This is a genomic window from Sphingobacterium sp. SYP-B4668 (assembly GCF_027627455.1).
Classification (GTDB): Bacteria; Bacteroidota; Bacteroidia; order Sphingobacteriales; family Sphingobacteriaceae; genus Sphingobacterium.
On the sequence record NZ_CP115483.1, the window covers coordinates 1,941,795 to 1,960,209 of the forward strand.

The window sequence follows — 18,415 nt, forward strand, 5'->3', positions numbered from 1 at the left end:
TAGTAGATTGAAATATCTTAGTTTGCTACACCCCCATAGGGAATTTGTCAGCAATCAGATTCAGACTTATTCCCTTTTCAAGGTACGCTTTTAATCCGTCAATTACCGTTGTAAATCCTCCAGTAGAGTCTATGATGAACGACATCAATGTACTATCATCCAAGTCCTCAAATCCATAATTTTGAATGCGAAGATATGTGCTTTGTGCATCAATAGATTGAAATAGAAAATCAATATTCGTTTTGGGTTCTCCCCAAGACACGCTTATCTTTTCATTAGGGAGAATATCGAGTACTGTAACTGCTGTAGATACACCATACATCTCCCATTCCCAGGACACTGTTCTGCCTTTTTCAAGCAATGCACTTCCCTTTGTGAACCAAAAGTTTTTGGTGATTTCGGGATCCACGAAAGCTAGAAAGACATCTTGAGCAGGTTTGCGAATCAGCATCTGAACTTCAATCACAATATCCTTTTTGTTCATCTTTATAACGGTTTATTATCAGATACATAATAAATTTAAAGATTTTAATCTAGCATGTCAATAAAAAAGAGGAAGTTTTTACAAACTCCCCCTTTAAACTAGAAAACTAAATGTAAAAAAATATAATCGTTACGGCTAAAAATCAAATTTAATACGTGCCCTCACACCCCAAGTTGGAGCATCAGGCTGATCAAGGTAATTGAGACGTTTTACAGCATCGACCCTCAAGATTTTGAATATGTTGGAGAGGCCAACACTTGCCTCCATATAAGGACGGCCATCTGCAAACGTGTAGGAGATAGGCACCCCCTCTTCATTCTTTTGAAATGTAAATACCTTGTTGGTAAAAGCTGGATTGTTTTCATCCCGAAGCCCACCATATACTGCTTTAAAGCTAAATACCTCTCTCCACTTCAATTTTTTGATGAGCGGGATTTTGTTAAGAATAAAACCGTTCATATAGTATTGGATATTTGCCGACGCAGAATGATCGCTCACAAACTCCATAAAGTTCATCAAGTTGAATGAATTTAGCTGATATGCATAGGTCTGGTTCGCACGATGTATGGTCAACAAGGGAAACGGGATTTCGTTTCCAGCAATATACGTTCCTTCCATATTGACATCTGCATAGCCCAACTGGGATAAATAGAATCTTTTGAATACACCTGCCGTAAAATTGTGGTAGTTGTATTCGCCATCCAACATACCTTTAAAACCACCTGTATAGTTGAGCGTGAATATCGGATATTTATTAAATATTGGTGTACGATATAACTTTCCCTGATAATACTGCTCATGTGGTGCCCACCTAAGACCCACGGATACCTCGGTTGTATTGAGTGCATTGAAGATCTTCGATTCCCCGTTGTCACCTATCATTTGATAAGTTAGAATCCCCGCAGGTTGTTGTTTCCATTTCGTGAATCCTGCAGTGTAAGAAAGGTTATTTTCAAATTCCCGTTTATACTCCAAGCGATAAATATCATTGTACAAATAGCGCTCATTCTCACCACGTTTGAATGAAAGTAAGAAGTTGTCCTCCTGTACAAATTCTAGATTTTGCCCAGGAATCTTTGTATCCCGTTGGAATGACGCACGGATATAGTGCATTGGAAATGTATACACTGATTTATTGTTCAATGAATAGGTTCCACTTAAGAAATACTTCCATTTTTCATCTTTAAATCCATATGCAGCATATGACTCGGCAAAGAATCTCTTGCTCAAAGATTCCGTAGTCCGGCCACCTATTCTTAATCTTAATCCCTCTACCGGATTGAAGCTATAAAATGTATTGACAGGGCCGATTTCTACTGGACCTGCCTGTTTGTATCCCGACAGTAAAAGCGCAGCAATGTCCATAAACCGTTTGAACGACGGCATGAGTTGCAGTGAATCGATGTTGTGATAGATGCTCGACTCATTCGTCTTCAGTGGTATAGGACGGTGCGCCTCCCAATAATCCTCCGTATTAGCACTTGTATTTGACTTAACAACTACTACATCCGGACCTCCGTACACGCTGTCCGGTTGCACAACACCCGTCTTGAAGTTTTCATATGAAACAGTACGCTGACCCTTGATGCCCACACCTTTGTCAGACAGCGAAAAATCCATGGCAAGCGAACTTGATGTTAGGTAAAAGCGATTATTTTGATCTTTCGTGAAGTCAAGTTCTACCGCCATATCCCGTACAAAGTTGAGGTTTATTCCATCCGCAACCGAAAGCTCAGCTTTGCGAACAGCATAGTTGCCATCTAGTGTAATGTATAATTTTCCTTTGAATAGCATATCCGCCTTATTCCGAGGAAAAAAGCTGAGTTCGACCAAGTAAGGAGTCTCCGTTTTAATCGTATCGGTAATAAAGAATTTGTAGAACGTAGGAGAAGAACCCGCAATGGGACTTAGGAATTGATTGGTCACCAACGAGATGTTGTTCTCATAGATGTCAATATCCTCATACAGTCTATTGAAATAGTTGCTTAGACCGTCGTTGTCCACAAATTTGGGGTCGAACTGTGCCTTCTGCTCAGCCAAAATGTATTGTTTGGTCTTTTTAGGACTTTTGCGTTGATATACTTGGGATAGTTTTTCTTCAATATAGGCCGGTAATACGTATCTATTCTCGGTTTTTATAGAGTCATCTTTCTCAAAAAGGAATTGATATTGCTTAAAAACCTTTCTATTTTTGAATTTTTCAGAAAGGTTACTGAGCGCCATAGATAACTTTTCGTACTGCTGATATTCAGCGTACTCCTGTGCTTCCAAACGATTCTTTTCTTTGTTTGCAATGACCTTGCGAATTAATTCTACCGCAGGATTATCCTTATTTTTATACTTGGATTTCTTTGCTTTTACGACGACTTCATCCAACATATTTTCCTCCGGAACGAGATTGATAGTCAGATTTTCCGAATTTGTCGGATTGATCATAATGTCTTGCGACTCATAACCGAGGTAAGTAACTCTAAATTTGGTGAAACTCCCGTTAATCTTTAAACTAAACTCCCCATTTTCATTGGTTGAAGTGCTGTTGCCCGCTGGAGCACCAATCACCGCAATAGTAGCAAAGCCAACAGGTTTTCGGGTTTCAATATCCAACACTCTGCCCTTCAGAAGGATTTGTTGACCAAATAGCGAAGTGGTGCTCATAAATAGCACCATCATAAAAAGGAGCCTATTTATGATGCGTTTGGTAAAAATCTCTTTCATAACAGTTTTCATTTAGTATCTAGTTTTCTTGTTTAGTAGAATCTAAACTTTTGACTTTTTAATCAAAATGTTTAAAAGGTCTAATAAACAATGCAAAATTAAGTAATTATTAATGAAAAAATAACATTAGAGAGGAAGTAAAACTGATACTAAAACAGTAAAAGCCGTCAGCAAACAAATAGAGAGTGGTTTGCTGATGAAAAAGCAGATTAATTGACAGAATTTTGACTATTAGTCGGTAATGGTCAGTGCTTAAAAAGGTGCTGGAAGATCAAAGGACATTTGTGATTTGTTGGTGGGGTGCAGGAAAGAGATGTATGCGGCATGCAAATGCAGGCGATGTGCTTTTTTGCCATATAAATCATCCCCAACGATAGGTGTATTAAGACCTAAGCGATGTGCTGCGTGAACGCGCAGTTGGTGCGTACGCCCTGTAATGGGATAGAATAATATGCGCGTTTTTCCCTTCGTACGCTCCAAAATCTTAAACTTGGTAAGTGCTCGCTTTCCATATTGGTAGCATACAACCTGCCTAGGTCTATCGTCTAGGTCAACACGAAGAGGGAGGTCGATGATACCCTCATTTGGTTCGATCTGACCGTCTAAGACCGCGATATACCTTTTTTCAATGGTGTGGTCAATGAATTGTTGTTGCAATACCTTGTGTGCCTGCTTGGTCTTCGCTATCAACAGCAAGCCAGAGGTGGACATGTCCAAGCGATGCACGATCAATGGACCCTCAGCATGTGGGAATAGTATCTTGATGCGACTGTATACAGAATCTTCGATAGTAATACCCGGAACGGACAAAAGCTCTGCAGGCTTATCCATGACAGCCATATCGTCATCTTCGTACACCACGCTAAGCTCCGATTGTTGAACAGGTAAGGCCAGCAGTGGATTATCTTCTATCATCATTCCTTTGAGCATGTGTGTAAGAATAGGTTCACACTTTCCTTTACATGCCGGATAATAGTTCTGGTGTTGACGAATCTCTGAGGTAGGAGAGTCTCCCCACCAAAATTCGGCCATAGCAATCGGTGTCAATCGGTGGCTAAAAGCATAATGGAGTAATTTTGGTGCCGCACATTCACCAGCTCCTGCAGGGGGGACGGATTGATTGAATTCCCAAAAGATGTTTCGGATGTTTTTGGTTTCGCCAGTACCATTTAAAAAAACATATTGCTCAAATAGACGGTTTTGTAATGCCGCAGATCTTGCTTTACGTTCATTTTTTAAATCATTTAGTTTGCTTACGTATTGATCCACCTGATGTTGGGCTTCACTTATTCTGGTAGCCCACTTTGTTTGCAATACGGATAGTATGTGTTTGTCGCGCAGGGACTGTTTAATTAGGTCGGCTTCAAAATGCTGATACTCAGCAGGCGTCAAAATGTCTGCGGCTTTGGCTCTTTGTTGTTTTCGGTCGACTTTCTGATTCTTTAGCTTATTTTTTAATGCAGTCACCTCTTGAACGGCTTGCGTATTCAGCTGCTGGAGAGAATCTCTTAAATGACTCCCTATGGTGTTCTGCTCTAGATCGTTGATTCGGCTGTTCAATGCATTGATAACCGTTTCCTCTTGAAGGAAAAAACTGTCTTTTGTCAACATATCAAAGACAGGAGGAACAAAGTGTGGGTGATCGTTTTTTCCCGCCAATTTTCCAGAAAAGGCACATAAGTACCCCAACATGCCATTTTCGTCCCTGACGACGAGCACACCAAACATTTTACCGATAACTTGCTGGCCTATATTATCTCCCAGGCCAAAATTATGGCTCCAGTCCTGTTGATGATTGATGTAATGTTGTAATTCTTCACTAGCAATTATACTCAGTGGATGGGGAGTATAGCAAAAGGGGAAAGTAAAACGCTCGGGAATTTCTATACCTGATAGGTCTTTCTTAAATAAATGAAAAGATGGGGGATTAATCATACACCTAAAACACGGAAATCTTGTTCCACTACAAAGGTAAGAAGAATCTTGACAACAAAAGTGTCAAACGTTTTTCATGAAGGTGTAATAAACCGGATTTTTGACAATGAAAGGATTATTTATCGCAAACAAAACGCTACTTTCATTGTAATATCTTAGAGCATCTTCGGGAGTGCGAGATCTTGTTTTTTAGACCGGTTGAGTACAGATGTATATGTGCTGAACGTAGACTATACCATCGCTTATCATAAAATGAAAATCAAATAACATACATATGAACAAAATAACCTTAGGACAATCTACTCTCGAAATAGTCCCCATTGTTTTTGGAGGAAATGTCTTTGGATGGACGTTGGATGAACAACAGTCCTTTGAGATACTAGATGCCTATGTAGACAAAGGGTTTGACGCCATCGATACCTCTAATCAATACTCCCATTGGGTGCCGGGTAATACCGGAGGAGAGTCCGAAACGATTATCGGAAAATGGTTGAAAAAATCAGGAAAGAGGGATCAGGTCGTTTTGATGACCAAGGTAGGAGGTCGGTTTGCCGAGAATCCCACACCCAATACATCCAAGGCACATATATTAAAACAGGTCGATCTTTCCTTGAAAAGATTGCAGACGGATTATATCGATCTCTATCAAACGCATTATGATGACGAAGTCACACCCGTGGAAGAGACTTTGGAGGCTTACGACGAATTGGTCAAAGCTGGCAAAATAAGATGGATAGGAGCCTCTAATATTTCTCCTGAACGACTCCTGCGTTCTTTGGAAGTGAGCCGTCAGTACAATTACCCCATCTATCAGACACTTCAACCCGAGTATAATTTATATAGTCGAGCGAAATATGAAACCGAATATGAACAAATTGCACAAGACCACCAGCTAGGTGTGCTGACCTATTATTCCATTGCAAGTGGGTTTTTGACGGGAAAATATAGAAGTGAAGATGACTTTAATCAATCTGCACGAAGCGAGGGCGTTAAAAAACAATATTGGAACGAGCGCGGACAACGCATTGTCTCTGCATTGGGAGAAATAGCCGATACTTATAAAACCAGCGCCACGGCAGTTGCTTTAGCCTGGTTGGTTGCTAGACCCTCTGTAGCCGCTCCAATAGTGAGTGCAACAAAGATTGCTCATCTTGACCCTTTTGTCTCTGCCCTTCAATTACAATTAAGTACAGAGGCTTTGGACAAATTGAATATGGCGAGTCAATACATTTAATAGTTTAATCATCATAATTTAAGTAAACATGAAAATTAACATTGGAATTAAAGCGGATCATTTGGCAAAGGTATCAGAAGCCTTAAACATTCTTTTGGCCGACGAGAGTGTGCTGTATGTTAAGACCAGAAATGCACACTGGAATGTGGAAGGGAGTGACTTCCATGCTGTTCATTTATTTTTTGAAGCACAGTATGGCCAGCTTGCCGAGACCATTGATGACATTGCTGAGCGAATCCGTTCACTTGGACACTATGCTGTAGGTACCATGAAACAATATCTAGAGATTACACATCTATCGGAATCTACCCCCGGCAAGAATGATAGTGAGAGTTATATGAAAGAGCTATTGGCCGATCACGAATCTATCGTCATGTATATTCGGGGTTTGGTGGATGAGTTTGAGGAAAAATATGGAGATAGCGGCAGCTCGGATTTCGTTACGGCTTTATTGGAACAACACGAGAAAATGGCTTGGATGCTTAGAGCACATTTAAGCTAATTCAAATCATGCAATGTGCCTCGGCACATTGCATGATTTGAATTTCATTTTCGACTGTGGAGCAGCATTCCTAGAATAACCAAAGCCATTCCCAGTATAGAATAGGAATCTGGAAAATCACTTTTTAAGATTAGGACTTCTCCCAATAGCGCAAATATGACTTCCATGGATTGTGTGGCTTCTACTGCCGCGAGTTTGTGAGGGTCGTTTCTGACACGGTCGGTGGCCGTGAAGAATAGCACAGTCGCAATGACTCCAGAGGAGAGTGCTACCACAAAAGTCTGTGTCAACTGTCCAGAGGACGGAATCCCATCTTGTACAAAGGCTATGATGCCTAGGAAAATCCAAAATGGCAAACTACATATTGTCATCCCAAGTGTGCGTTGATAAGCATCCAATTTTCCATCGATGATTAGCATCATTTTTCGATTCCCCAATGGATAAGCTACAGCTGCGATCAATACGGGTATAGTCCCCGTCAATACTTCCGTCCAACTAGCAAACTGGGCATGGCTGATTTGCATAAGTGCAATACCCAGTATGATCAACGCTGAAAATAACAGTGATGCACCAGCAATTTTAGAAGTGACGCGGGGACTAAGGAGTGGGGCCAACAACATCCCGAATATGATAGTTGTCTCAAAAGTGCTCGCTACCAACCATGAAGGCCCAAATTTAGCACCAAACGTAAGTGTGCTGTAAAATATCCCAAATCCTACCGTGCTCCATATCAACCAGGCGGAAAGGTTTTTCTTAATCTCGTGCAACAAAGGGGCTATCCCTTTTCTCGCAGCGACCAATACCCATAGCATGGGGAGCATCCACAAAAAGCGAAGAGCGGCGGACCATATCCAATGGCCACCCCCTAATGACATCGTCCTATTCAAGACAAAAGTGGTTGCAAAAAACAAGGCGGATATCACCCCTAATAGAATTGGCGAAATCAGTTTTTTCCTAAACATAGTTTTTGATGCTCAAAATGATATACCTTTGACGGCAAGTTTCGAAAATAGGAATTTCATTTTACCAGATAAAGTCCAAGTGGATTTATTGTAAGAATAAATGTCTTTTTTAATTCGAAAATTGTTTATTTTGTACATTCAAATAGAAAATAAAAAACTGTAAAAAGTTAAAACATGATCATACAACCAAGAACAAGAGGATTTATTTGTTTGACATCTCACCCAGAGGGTAGTGCGCAAAACATTAAGAATCAAATAGAATATGTGAAATCAAAAGGTACAATCGCTAATGGTCCCAAAAAAGTATTGGTCATCGGCGCTTCTACTGGATTTGGCATAGCTTCTCGTATTACAGCAGCGTTTGGTTCAGGAGCAGCTACGATCGGTGTATTTTTTGAAAAACCAGCTGCAGAAGGAAAACCAGGTACAGCAGGTTGGTACAATTCAGCTGCCTTTGAGAAAGAAGCCCAAGCCGCTGGATTATATGCAAAAAGTATCAATGGAGATGCTTTTTCGGACGAAGTCAAGAAGGAAACCATTGAGTTGATTAAAAAAGATTTAGGTCAAGTTGATTTGATTGTGTATTCTTTAGCGTCACCGAGACGCACCAATCCAAGGAATGGTGTAAGTTATGCATCTGTCCTTAAGCCGATTGATCAACCATTTACCGATAAAACGGTTGATTTTCATACTGGAGTAGTTTCGGATATCTCCATTCAACCAGTTGAAAATAAAGACGATATCGAGAATACGGTAGCTGTTATGGGTGGGGAAGACTGGAAATTCTGGATTGAAGATTTGAAGGCTGCCGGCGTACTGGCTGAAGGAGTCAAAACAGTAGCTTATTCTTACATCGGTCCACAATTGACCTATCCAATTTACCGGAATGGGACGATTGGTAGAGCAAAGGATCATTTGGAAGCTACCGTCCCGGTTCTTAATAACCTTTTGAAGGATCTTAATGGAGTTTCGTATGTATCGGTCAATAAGGCCCTGGTCACACAGTCTAGCTCAGCTATACCCGTAGTCCCACTTTATATCTCCTTACTTTACAAAGTGATGAAAGAGAAGGGCATCCATGAAGGTACTATCGAACAGATGCAACGTTTGTTTGCCGAGCGCTTGTACACTGGTGAGGCCATTGCTACTGACGAGAAAGGACGTATCCGAGTAGACGATCTGGAAATGCGCGAAGATGTCCAGGAAGCTGTAGCCGAGTTATGGGGACAGGTTTCTACTGAAAATCTAAGTCAGATAAGTGATATACAGGGTTATAGAGACGAGTTCTTTAACCTGTTTGGATTCAATTTTGATGGTATTGATTACGAAGCTGACACCAACGAGGTTGTCAATGTACCGAGTATAGAAAAGTAATACTAAACTTCTTTAGGAAGATTAGGAGGGGCATCCATATAGATATGGATGCCTTTTTCTATTGAGCCCCTATTTTGGGTAGGCATTCATCCAGTTTGTGATAATTGAATCATGTGAAAATCAATAGAATTGTAATGATTTCGTATAATTTTATAAAAAACGTTAATTTGATTTTAATAAAACTCTTATTTGTGTGAAAAAAATGTAAAATAGTTCTACCTTTGCGATTGATTAGGCAAACGATTGTCTAATCTTAATTAAATCAACTATTTAAAATTTAGATCCATGAAACACAATTTTGGAGCAGGGCCATGTATTTTGCCAAAGGAGGTTTTTCAAGAGGCTGCACAAGCCGTTATCGATTTCAATAATACAGGATTGTCAATTTTAGAGATTTCGCACCGTTCCAAAGATTTTGAAGCCGTAGTTGTAGAAACTGAGCGATTGGTTCGTGAATTACTAAATGTACCGCACGGATATTCTATCCTATTTCTTCAAGGTGGAGCCAGCACACAGTTTGCGATGATTCCGATGAATCTACTTCCAGAAGGAGGGAAGGCAGCCTATTTTGATACGGGTGTCTGGGCGACAAAGGCAGCGAAAGAAGCGAAGAGAATTGGTCAAGTAGACGTCATTGCCTCTTCGAGCGATCAAAACTATAGCTATATACCTAAAAATATCGAAGTACCCACTGATGCAGCTTATTTCCACTATACCACCAACAATACCATCTATGGTACAGAGGTGTTCGAAATACCGAAGTCTACCGCGCCAGTTGTCGCGGATATGTCTTCTGATATTTTGAGTCGTGAGATCAATGTTGCTGACTATGGTTTGATTTATGCAGGAGCTCAAAAAAATATGGGCCCCGCAGGCGTTACACTAGTCATTGTTAAAGACGAGCTGCTTGGTAAGACAGGACGGACACTGCCTGCAATCTTTGACTATGATTCACATATTAAAGGCGGGTCCATGTACAATACCCCTCCCGTCTATTCCATATATGTCTCTATGCTGAACCTTCGTTGGTTAAAGGCTAAAGGTGGAATTGCCGTTATCGAGCAAGAGAATATTGTTAAAGCACGTGCTTTATATGATGAAATCGACCGTAACTCTTTATTCAAAGGGACAGCGGCAAAAGAAGACCGTTCACGTATGAACGTAACCTTTGTCATGAACAATCCAGCGTTGGAAGCTGAGTTTTTGGAGTTTGCAAAAGAAAGAGGTCATATCGGTATCAAAGGACACCGTTCTGTTGGCGGATTTAGAGCGTCGTTATACAATGCTTTGAGCATCACCTCAGTCAATGCATTGGTTGATACCATGCAGGAGTTTGAAGAAAAACACAAATAGTTGAAACATTGTTGCGCTATAAGTCAAGTGCTTAAGCTGTAACAGTATCGGTAAATAAAAAGATAAATCGAGTATTACGCGGTCATCTATACTGCAGCATGACCATACTCATAAAAAAATGTGCAAATGAGAATATTAGCAAATGACGGTATCGATCCAATCGGAAAGAAATTGTTGGAAGATGCAGGATTTGAAGTAGATACCACTCATATTCCTCAAGAAGAATTAGCTGAGAAATTGAATAGCTACGATGCAATTACAGTACGTAGTGCGACAAAAGTAAGACAAGCACTTATTGATGCATGTCCTAATATCAAAGTAATAGGCCGTGGTGGCGTTGGGATGGACAATATTGATGTCGATTATGCACGTTCGAAGGGCATTGCAGTTGTCAATACACCTGCCGCGTCATCACTATCAGTTGGAGAGCTTGTATTTGCTCACCTACTTAATGGTGTTCGTTTTCTGTATGATTCTAATCGTAAGATGCCTGTCGAAGGAAATACCAATTTTGCAGGTCTGAAAAAAGCATATGCAAAAGGCGTAGAGCTTAGAGGTAAGACCATTGGTATTGTTGGTTTCGGACGTATCGGTCGAGAGACCGCGAAGATTGCTTTGGGACTTGGGATGGATGTTATCTATTCCGATTTGTTCGAAGGACCTCAAACACTACCTTTGACATTGTCCGGCGGTATTCAAGTGGACATTCCTGTGAAGCAAGTAGAGGTGGACGAATTGTTGAAAACTTCTGATTTTATTTCCCTGCACGTGCCTTTTACGGACAAGCCGGTAATAGGTAAAGAGGAGTTCCCATTATTGAAAGACGGTGTAGCATTGGTGAATGCTTCTCGTGGAGGTGTAATCGATGAACTTGCTTTGGTCGAAGCATTGGATTCTGGCAAGGTCTCTTTCGCAGCACTAGATGTTTTTGATAACGAACCCACGCCTAGAGCAGAGATTATTAAGCACCCTAAGATTTCCTTGACACCTCATATCGGAGCTGCGACCAACGAGGCGCAGGAACGAATTGGCGAGGAACTCGCCAACCTGATTATTGAAAATCTGAAGAAGTAGGTAACTACAGCTATAATTTACGGCACAAAGCGTAAGTTCTGCACTTTGTGCCTTTGTAGTTTAATACCATGGCTTTTTTTGTATATTCACCCCGCAAAACATAAAACTGTTTTTAATAAATAATTATTTCAATGAAAATTCTAAAATTTGGAGGCACATCTGTCGGAAGTGCTGCACGTATCAAAGGGTTGTTAGAGATTGTAAACCCTTCTGAACGTCAGATCGTCGTGTTGTCTGCTGTTGCAGGTACAACAAACGCTTTAGTCGAAATCAGTCAAGCTTACCTCGTTGGTAAGAAGGATGAGGCCAAGCAATTGATCAAGCAGCATAAGGACAAGTATGAGACTTTAATTAAAGAACTTTTCAGTACGGATGCAGGATATCAAAGGGGTAAAGATTTAATCGACTATCATTTTGATTTCATATCCTCGCTGTCCAATGAGCTATTTACTCCCATCGAAGAGAAGGTAGTATTGGCACAGGGAGAATTGATTTCGACCACGTTGTTTCATTTTCATCTGACCGAAATTGGTGTGCCATCTGTCTTGTTGCCTGCATTGGATTTTATGAAAATTGATGAGGATAACGAACCTATGGTGGGCTATCTTGGTGAAAAGTTGGGTGCTATTTTGGCACAACATCCAGACAATGCTCTTTTTATCACACAGGGATTTATTTGTCGTAATTCCTTTGGTGAAATCGATAACTTAAGAAGAGGTGGGTCGGATTATACAGCTTCTTTGATCGGCGCTGGGATACAAGCCGATGAGGTCCAGATTTGGACAGATATCGATGGTATGCACAATAACGATCCCAGGATTGTAAAAAATACAACACCTATTGCCCATCTGAGCTTTAATGAAGCTGCGGAATTGGCTTACTTTGGAGCCAAGATCCTTCATCCGCAGTCGGTCTTTCCAGCACAAAAATATAACGTTCCCGTACGGGTGCTTAATACCATGGACCCTCAGGCAGCGGGGACATTGATCAGTAAGGATGGCGCTCAAAAAGGAATCATCCGAGCGATTGCCGCCAAAGACGGTATTACGGCTATCCATATCCACTCTTCCCGTATGTTGTTGGCCTATGGCTTTCTACGTAAAGTTTTTGAAATATTTGAAAGATATAAAACGCCGATCGATATGATTACCACCTCGGAGGTTGCGATTTCTTTGTCGATCGATGACACGACCCATCTGGCTGACATCATCAAGGAAGTAGAAGATTTTGGAACTGTTTCCGCGGATGAAAATCAAACAATTGTATGCGTGGTGGGAGATTTTGGACAAAATACACATGGCTATGCCGCGCGCGTATTAGATGCCGTCAAGCACTTGCCTATACGTATGATTTCATATGGAGGTTCGGATTACAACGTTTCTATTTTATTGGATTCGGAGTATAAAACAGAAGCACTACGTTCATTGCACAATCGATTATTTTAAGAGCTATGTTCAATAATGACCTCAAGGCGTTTTTTGCAGATAAGGAAACACCTTTTTATTACTACGATATGAAACTCTTGGAGCAGACGTTGGATACATGTGCTTCTGCTGCGGATAAGAGAGGGTTTCATGTACATTATGCATTAAAGGCTAACTTTAACGATCGAATCCTCCAATTGATCCAAGCAAAAGGATTTGGAGCCGACTGTGTGAGTGGCAATGAAGTCAAAAAATCCATAGACATGGGATTTGATCCGGGTAAGATAACCTTTGCGGGTGTTGGTAAATCCGACAAGGAAATCCGATATGCCTTATCTCATGGAATATTTGCATTCAATGTAGAGTCCATACAAGAGATGGAGGTCATCAATGACCTTGCTCGGGAGGCTGGACAGATTGCCAATGTGTCACTTCGTATCAATCCGAATGTGGATGCGCAGACCCACCATTACATTACAACAGGTCTTGATGAAAATAAATTCGGAATTCCAAATTCAGAGTTGGAAAAATCGGCAGCTGTGTTGCGGAATGCTACCAATCTGAAATTGGTAGGTTTACATTTTCATATAGGCTCCCAAATCACGGATTTGAATGTTTTCAAAAGCTTGTGTGTAAAAGTGAATGAGTGGAAAAATTGGTTTGAAGAAAGAGGGACCACCATTAGCGTGTTGAATGTTGGCGGCGGACTTGGTGTGGATTACAAAAATCCGGATGGCAATGCCATAGCGGATTTTGAAGCCTACTTCGATATTTTTGATAAGTTCTTGGAGCGTAATGCCAACCAAGAAGTCCATTTCGAATTGGGACGCGCCTTGGTTGCACAATGCGGTAGTTTAGTAAGTAGGGTGCTATACACCAAGAATGGTGTGAAAAAGCATTTTCTTATTTTAGACGCAGGTATGACCGAGTTGATGAGGCCAGCACTTTATCAAGCGTATCATAAAATAGAGAAAGTAGGGAGCGGTGAGCAAGCCACGATCAACTATGATGTAGTAGGACCTATTTGCGAGAGTTCAGATTGTTTTGGAAAGGAAGTTCCGTTGCCCATCAGCCAACGCGGAGATTTGATTGCAATCCGCACTGCAGGTGCTTATGGAGAGGTGATGGCATCCAATTACAATCTACGAGAAGAAATTCGATATATATATTCAGATCAACTATAATTTTAAAAGAGATTGGCTAAAAAAATGATATACGTCACCTTGAGCTTGGTTCATGGTGACGTATGTTGTTAAGCATGTTATATGAAGATGCTGGACTGGCTTTGCTTCTCAGCTTTGTGGTCAGCATGACGACCTATTTTTTTAGAACACCTCCTTTGTTATTATCGCTGTTTTTTCTCCATCATCCCGAAAATAGCCACAAGCTTGTCCGCATGATAGAGATTGAAAGTCTGTTCGGCTATATCATAGGTCAAACCATTGAGCGATAGCAAGTCTAAGAACTCCCGTTCGATATTATCATTCAAACAAGCTTTTTGCGTACTTCCGATTCCCAAAAAAGAAATGAAGTCCTTATCGAATTTGACCGTTCCGAAATAGCTATTACAACTCGAATTACCCGTTACGGCATTATTTTCTAAATCGAAATCCATAAATGCTCCACTGTGATCCTGTCGTTTTCCGTTCAGTGAAAGGAGTTTCCAACTATGCTTTGCCAAGAAAGCCATGACGCTATTTGACGTAACCTGTTTCTTACTGAGGACCTTTTTTACTTCATAGGTATAGGACGAGGCGTCGGATGGAGCGTTTTTTACGGGTTTACGCTTTACAAGTACCTCATATCTGTAGCCTTCTTTATAGTCAAAATTCTTGAAGGACGAATAAAAATTTTCCCAATCCTTGCTGCCGTCGTATTTCACTAAAAAACATTTCATTCTGCCCACACCCGTACAGTCTACTCTATTTTCTTTTATTGTCAATTTAAAAGTGCTGCTTTCTTCTGCGTTGGCGTTTTTTCGCTTCTTACTCAAGATTCTTAGCAGTTCATATTTGATACTTGGTGCATCAGCTGGCACATTTTTCAATTTCGTCTTTTTAACCAACAACTTGTAGCGGTAACCTTCTTCGTATTTAAAGCCCTCTATTTGGGCATAAAAATTTTCCCAATCTTTACTGTTGTAGTATTTGACCAGATAGCATTTCATCGGTGCCACACCTGTACAATCACCCTTATTCTCTTTCACTTCGAGCTTGAACCTATCGCTTTGAGCAAACAAGTTAGAAGCCCATGTGACCAATATCAAGCACGTGAGTATAGCTGTCCATTTTTTTTTCATGCTGTTTCTTTTATAGTTGTATGTATTCAAATGTCGACTATGCTTTCATGATTGTTAGTCAATACAATCTAATCACGAAGGTCTAGTAACATATGCAAATCTACTTATTGACAAATGAACGTTAAAATGGTTTATAAAAAAAATAGAAACCAAAATTCTTTCTATTTCTCCCCGTTGGGTAAAAGGGTTAGCTGTCAGATAGATGACTGCAGATTTACGAAGAGCTGCTATAATAAAAGAAAAAAAGTAACAGCAAGGGGGTAACAAATCATGTGTTGGGCTGATAACCATATGAAGACAGTAATTAACTAATGGTATTCATTTAAAAACACAGTGATATGAAAAGAACATCTACAACTTTTAAGAATTTTCTGGTTAGAAAGTTATTTTACGTGTATTGCTGCTCACTTGCACTTTTATTTCATCAGTCTACTAGTGCACAGCAGATACCCACACAGTTGAAGTCAAGCAAGATCTTGAAAAATGGCTTTCAGATCGATCCATATGTTGGATTTGACTTCCCTACTTACGATCATGATTTACCTTATATTGAGCACGGGTCAGGTCCATCGTTTGGCCTTTCGGTCAATTATTATTGGAATTGGTTCGGCATCGGAGGCGAGGTGGATTACATCATCAATCGAACTCGAAATACATATCCTACGGATTCAATTTTCGATCCTTCGTCTGCTGGGTATATGACCGATTTTTCATTGCAAAAGAAGAATGTATCTCGTCTTTTTTATGGTATAGGTCCTATTTTCCGTTATGCAAGTCCCAATGATAAATTGGCCGTAGAATTTACGGGCCGAGGTGGGATGTCGATTATAAAAGGAGGAGAGTTGACTTTAGAAGGAACAAATTCGCTCCTCCAACCCGAATTGCTCAATTATTTTAGTGGGTACGATTTGAAGAACATCTGGTCTGCCAAAGCCGATATCAAGATGAAGTATTTTTTTAACGATTATATCGGTGTCAACTTTGGAGCGTATTATATGCAGCATTTCAACGCTCATGCCATACATGATGGACTTCCTTACAATGCATACTACAAGCCATTCGAACAAGGAGATAATGGTCGCTATCAGTTTGCCCAAAAGGGAGCAATGGTCCGCGAAAATTGCTGTAACCATGGCATCAGGTCGATTGGCGTGTATGCCGGCGTAGCACTTAGGTTAGGCAAGCGAATTAAGCCACAACAAGAGGAAAAAGTTGAGGAATGTAAAACTTGCGATATTTTTAATTTAGCGATTACAGCTAAAGATCAATACACAGGTGAACTACTCCCTGAGACGGATGTCTTGCTTACGGATATCACAGGAGCAGTGGTTCGTACTGGAAAAACAAATAGCTTTGGAGTACTTGTATTCAACGATATTGCTCCAGGTAATTACAAGGTCAGTGGCAAATTGTTTGGGACGGATTTGAATACAAATACCACAGCGGTAGATGAGTACAAGCCCAATCAGACTCTTCAGAAAGAGATTCTCTATACCGATCGTAACTTCATCATCAAGGGCAATGCTGTGGTCTGTAATACCCAAATCCCCTTGTCCGATGTACAAGTCCTGTTACGAGAGGTAAGCCGTGCTGCCGAAAAAACAACAGTAAGTGATGCTCAGGGTAATTTTATATTCCATCTTAAAGAAAACTCAGCGATGCAGCTATATGGTAAAAAGCAAAGCTATTTCTCCCAGATAATAGATATCGATGCTTCCAATTACGATAGGGACAATACACTTTTCGTTAAACTGGAGGTTTGTATGGAAGCTACAGATTGTGACAAAGCTATCCGTCTTCAGAATATCCATTATGACCTCGATAAATATTTTATTCGGGAAGATGCCAAGACAGAACTCAATCGTCTCGTCCAATTTATGTCAGACAATCCTTTGGTTAAAGTAGAATTGTCTTCACATACAGACTCACGCGCGACACACGATTACAATCAGCGCTTGTCTCAAAATAGGGCAAACGCGGCTAAGGACTATATTGTTTCCAAAGGTATACCTGCCGAACGCATAGTAGCTATTGGGTATGGAGAGACTAAACTGTTAAATAGATGTGCCGATGGCGTGAATTGCAGCGAAGAAGATCATCAATTGAATAGGAGAACGGAGATGAAGGTTATCTGCCCAGATAAGCAATAAGGGACAATCCGTGGTAAAACATTAAATACGTAAAGACATGAAAACATATTATAACAATATAAAAAAGCAGGTATATGCAATAGCTATAGTTGCCACAATGATAGTAACGATTGGAACTTTAAATTCCTGCAAGAGTGACGAATGTGAGTTTGTCGAACTCAAGGGTTGTCAGACTGGGGTAGACGTAGCTTTCTTAGTCGATTATACCGGTAGTATGGGAGGTGCTATTGAGTCAATTAAGGCGCAAGTATCGACGATTGTCCAGACAATTGCTACACAATCCAACGGGAATTATAGGTTGTCACTATCCATCTTCGATGAAATGCCGACTAAACAAGCAACGACGTATACAAATTCAGCTCCATATTTGGCCTTGCCAGCCGCTCAGAAGATTATAAACACAAGTAATGCGCTCTTCTCGCAACATTTGACCATGTTGGAACCTTTTGCCCCTGTCAATGAAACGTCCTTTACCAATCAATTGGGGCAACTGTTGACCAATATGCCGATTGGAGGAGGAATGGGAACTCCTGAACCAGGGGATTTATTGCTCAAGGAGATTTTGTCCAATAATTTTGCTGGAGCATGGCGTACCGGTAATGTCAAAAAGATTGTCATCCTGATTACAGATGCTCCTGCTGGTGGGGACGATGATTTGGCAAATGCTACAGATGATGCCGAATTGGCCTCTTTAGCCAGCATAGCCAATGGGATGGGCGTACAGTGTGTGTTAATCAGCGCCATTGACAATTCGAATTACAAGCTTAGTCTGATTAATAATAACACCAATGGACTGACTTATGTGACGCCTGAATTCAAAGGTGTGTCTGATGAAATTGTTAACGCCATTAAAGCGAGCTGCGGAGAGTAGTTGTCGGGTAAGACATTTTTTTCTCCATGTAATCCCCG

14 protein-coding genes are annotated in these 18,415 nt (G+C 40.6%); 9 read left to right on the forward strand and 5 right to left on the reverse strand.

The genetic code is table 11. From position 1 onward, the window contains the following. Positions 1-25: 25 nt before the first annotated feature. The 3 genes from OQ289_RS08175 to OQ289_RS08185 all read right to left on the reverse strand — a co-directional run bounded on the left by OQ289_RS08175 (position 26) and on the right by OQ289_RS08185 (position 5,134). A complete protein-coding gene (locus OQ289_RS08175) occupies positions 26-484 on the reverse strand; it encodes an SRPBCC domain-containing protein (RefSeq protein ID WP_270090246.1) in 459 nt (152 codons plus the stop codon). Between the two features lie 135 nt (positions 485-619). Beyond that, positions 620-3,211 carry a DUF5686 family protein gene (locus OQ289_RS08180; RefSeq protein ID WP_443020432.1) on the reverse strand — a complete coding sequence of 864 codons (2,592 nt, stop codon included), beginning with the start codon at positions 3,209-3,211 and terminating at the stop codon, positions 620-622. A gap of 240 nt (positions 3,212-3,451) precedes the next feature. Further along, positions 3,452-5,134 (reverse strand): RluA family pseudouridine synthase, encoded by a 1,683-nt coding sequence (locus OQ289_RS08185; RefSeq protein ID WP_270090250.1) that lies wholly within the window; start codon positions 5,132-5,134, stop codon positions 3,452-3,454. A 274-nt stretch (positions 5,135-5,408) separates the two neighbouring features. Between OQ289_RS08185 and OQ289_RS08190 the strand changes: the two genes are divergently transcribed. Both OQ289_RS08190 and OQ289_RS08195 read left to right on the forward strand, forming a co-directional pair. Continuing rightward, positions 5,409-6,368 carry an aldo/keto reductase gene (locus OQ289_RS08190; protein ID WP_270090252.1) on the forward strand — a complete coding sequence of 320 codons (960 nt, stop codon included), beginning with the start codon at positions 5,409-5,411 and terminating at the stop codon, positions 6,366-6,368. Between the two features lie 28 nt (positions 6,369-6,396). Further along, positions 6,397-6,870: a Dps family protein gene (locus tag OQ289_RS08195; protein ID WP_270090254.1), complete on the forward strand. Its 474-nt coding sequence runs from the start codon at positions 6,397-6,399 to the stop codon at positions 6,868-6,870. Between the two features lie 44 nt (positions 6,871-6,914). Here OQ289_RS08195 and OQ289_RS08200 read toward each other — a convergent pair whose 3' ends face one another. Beyond that, positions 6,915-7,832 carry a DMT family transporter gene (locus OQ289_RS08200; protein ID WP_270090256.1) on the reverse strand — a complete coding sequence of 306 codons (918 nt, stop codon included), beginning with the start codon at positions 7,830-7,832 and terminating at the stop codon, positions 6,915-6,917. 174 nt (positions 7,833-8,006) lie between these two features. Between OQ289_RS08200 and fabV the strand changes: the two genes are divergently transcribed. The 5 genes from fabV (at position 8,007) to lysA (ending at position 14,241) form a co-directional block, all read left to right on the forward strand. Next, entirely contained in the window at positions 8,007-9,206 is a 1,200-nt protein-coding gene (gene fabV, locus OQ289_RS08205; RefSeq protein ID WP_270090258.1) for an enoyl-ACP reductase FabV, read from the forward strand. A 285-nt stretch (positions 9,207-9,491) separates the two neighbouring features. Then, a complete protein-coding gene (gene serC / locus OQ289_RS08210; protein ID WP_270090260.1) occupies positions 9,492-10,559 on the forward strand; it encodes a 3-phosphoserine/phosphohydroxythreonine transaminase in 1,068 nt (355 codons plus the stop codon). Positions 10,560-10,685: 126 nt separating this feature from the next. Further along, complete coding sequence (locus OQ289_RS08215; RefSeq protein WP_270090261.1) at positions 10,686-11,633, forward strand: D-2-hydroxyacid dehydrogenase; 948 nt, start codon at positions 10,686-10,688, stop codon at positions 11,631-11,633. 131 nt (positions 11,634-11,764) lie between these two features. Beyond that, positions 11,765-13,078, forward strand: coding sequence for an aspartate kinase (locus OQ289_RS08220; protein ID WP_270090262.1), 1,314 nt, complete (start codon positions 11,765-11,767; stop codon positions 13,076-13,078). A 5-nt stretch (positions 13,079-13,083) separates the two neighbouring features. Beyond that, positions 13,084-14,241 (forward strand): diaminopimelate decarboxylase, encoded by a 1,158-nt coding sequence (gene lysA / locus OQ289_RS08225; RefSeq protein ID WP_270090263.1) that lies wholly within the window; start codon positions 13,084-13,086, stop codon positions 14,239-14,241. A gap of 161 nt (positions 14,242-14,402) precedes the next feature. Here the strand turns inward: lysA and OQ289_RS08230 are convergent, their stop codons facing one another. Then, on the reverse strand, positions 14,403-15,356 hold the full coding sequence (locus OQ289_RS08230) for a DUF4377 domain-containing protein (RefSeq protein ID WP_270090264.1): 954 nt from the start codon (positions 15,354-15,356) through the stop codon (positions 14,403-14,405). A gap of 338 nt (positions 15,357-15,694) precedes the next feature. Here OQ289_RS08230 and OQ289_RS08235 point away from each other — a divergent pair, with 338 nt between their 5' ends. Further along, complete coding sequence (locus OQ289_RS08235) at positions 15,695-17,506, forward strand: OmpA family protein (protein ID WP_270090265.1); 1,812 nt, start codon at positions 15,695-15,697, stop codon at positions 17,504-17,506. 37 nt (positions 17,507-17,543) lie between these two features. Then, entirely contained in the window at positions 17,544-18,377 is an 834-nt protein-coding gene (locus OQ289_RS08240; RefSeq protein WP_270090266.1) for a vWA domain-containing protein, read from the forward strand. Positions 18,378-18,415 lie beyond the last annotated feature (38 nt).

Excerpts from the sequence above, each read along its gene's own strand:
- OQ289_RS08180 (WP_443020432.1), bottom strand. The coding sequence starts at position 3,211 with ATGAAAACTGTTATGAAAGAGATTTTTACCAAACGCATCATAAATAGG.
- OQ289_RS08190 (WP_270090252.1), top strand. The coding sequence starts at position 5,409 with ATGAACAAAATAACCTTAGGACAATCTACTCTCGAAATAGTCCCCATT.
- OQ289_RS08215 (WP_270090261.1), top strand. The coding sequence starts at position 10,686 with ATGAGAATATTAGCAAATGACGGTATCGATCCAATCGGAAAGAAATTG.
- OQ289_RS08200 (WP_270090256.1), bottom strand. The coding sequence starts at position 7,832 with ATGTTTAGGAAAAAACTGATTTCGCCAATTCTATTAGGGGTGATATCC.
- OQ289_RS08185 (WP_270090250.1), bottom strand. The coding sequence starts at position 5,134 with ATGATTAATCCCCCATCTTTTCATTTATTTAAGAAAGACCTATCAGGT.
- OQ289_RS08220 (WP_270090262.1), top strand. The coding sequence starts at position 11,765 with ATGAAAATTCTAAAATTTGGAGGCACATCTGTCGGAAGTGCTGCACGT.
- OQ289_RS08240 (WP_270090266.1), top strand. The coding sequence starts at position 17,544 with ATGAAAACATATTATAACAATATAAAAAAGCAGGTATATGCAATAGCT.
- lysA (WP_270090263.1), top strand. The coding sequence starts at position 13,084 with ATGTTCAATAATGACCTCAAGGCGTTTTTTGCAGATAAGGAAACACCT.
- OQ289_RS08175 (WP_270090246.1), bottom strand. The coding sequence starts at position 484 with ATGAACAAAAAGGATATTGTGATTGAAGTTCAGATGCTGATTCGCAAA.
- OQ289_RS08195 (WP_270090254.1), top strand. The coding sequence starts at position 6,397 with ATGAAAATTAACATTGGAATTAAAGCGGATCATTTGGCAAAGGTATCA.
- OQ289_RS08235 (WP_270090265.1), top strand. The coding sequence starts at position 15,695 with ATGAAAAGAACATCTACAACTTTTAAGAATTTTCTGGTTAGAAAGTTA.
- OQ289_RS08230 (WP_270090264.1), bottom strand. The coding sequence starts at position 15,356 with ATGAAAAAAAAATGGACAGCTATACTCACGTGCTTGATATTGGTCACA.
- serC (WP_270090260.1), top strand. The coding sequence starts at position 9,492 with ATGAAACACAATTTTGGAGCAGGGCCATGTATTTTGCCAAAGGAGGTT.
- fabV (WP_270090258.1), top strand. The coding sequence starts at position 8,007 with ATGATCATACAACCAAGAACAAGAGGATTTATTTGTTTGACATCTCAC.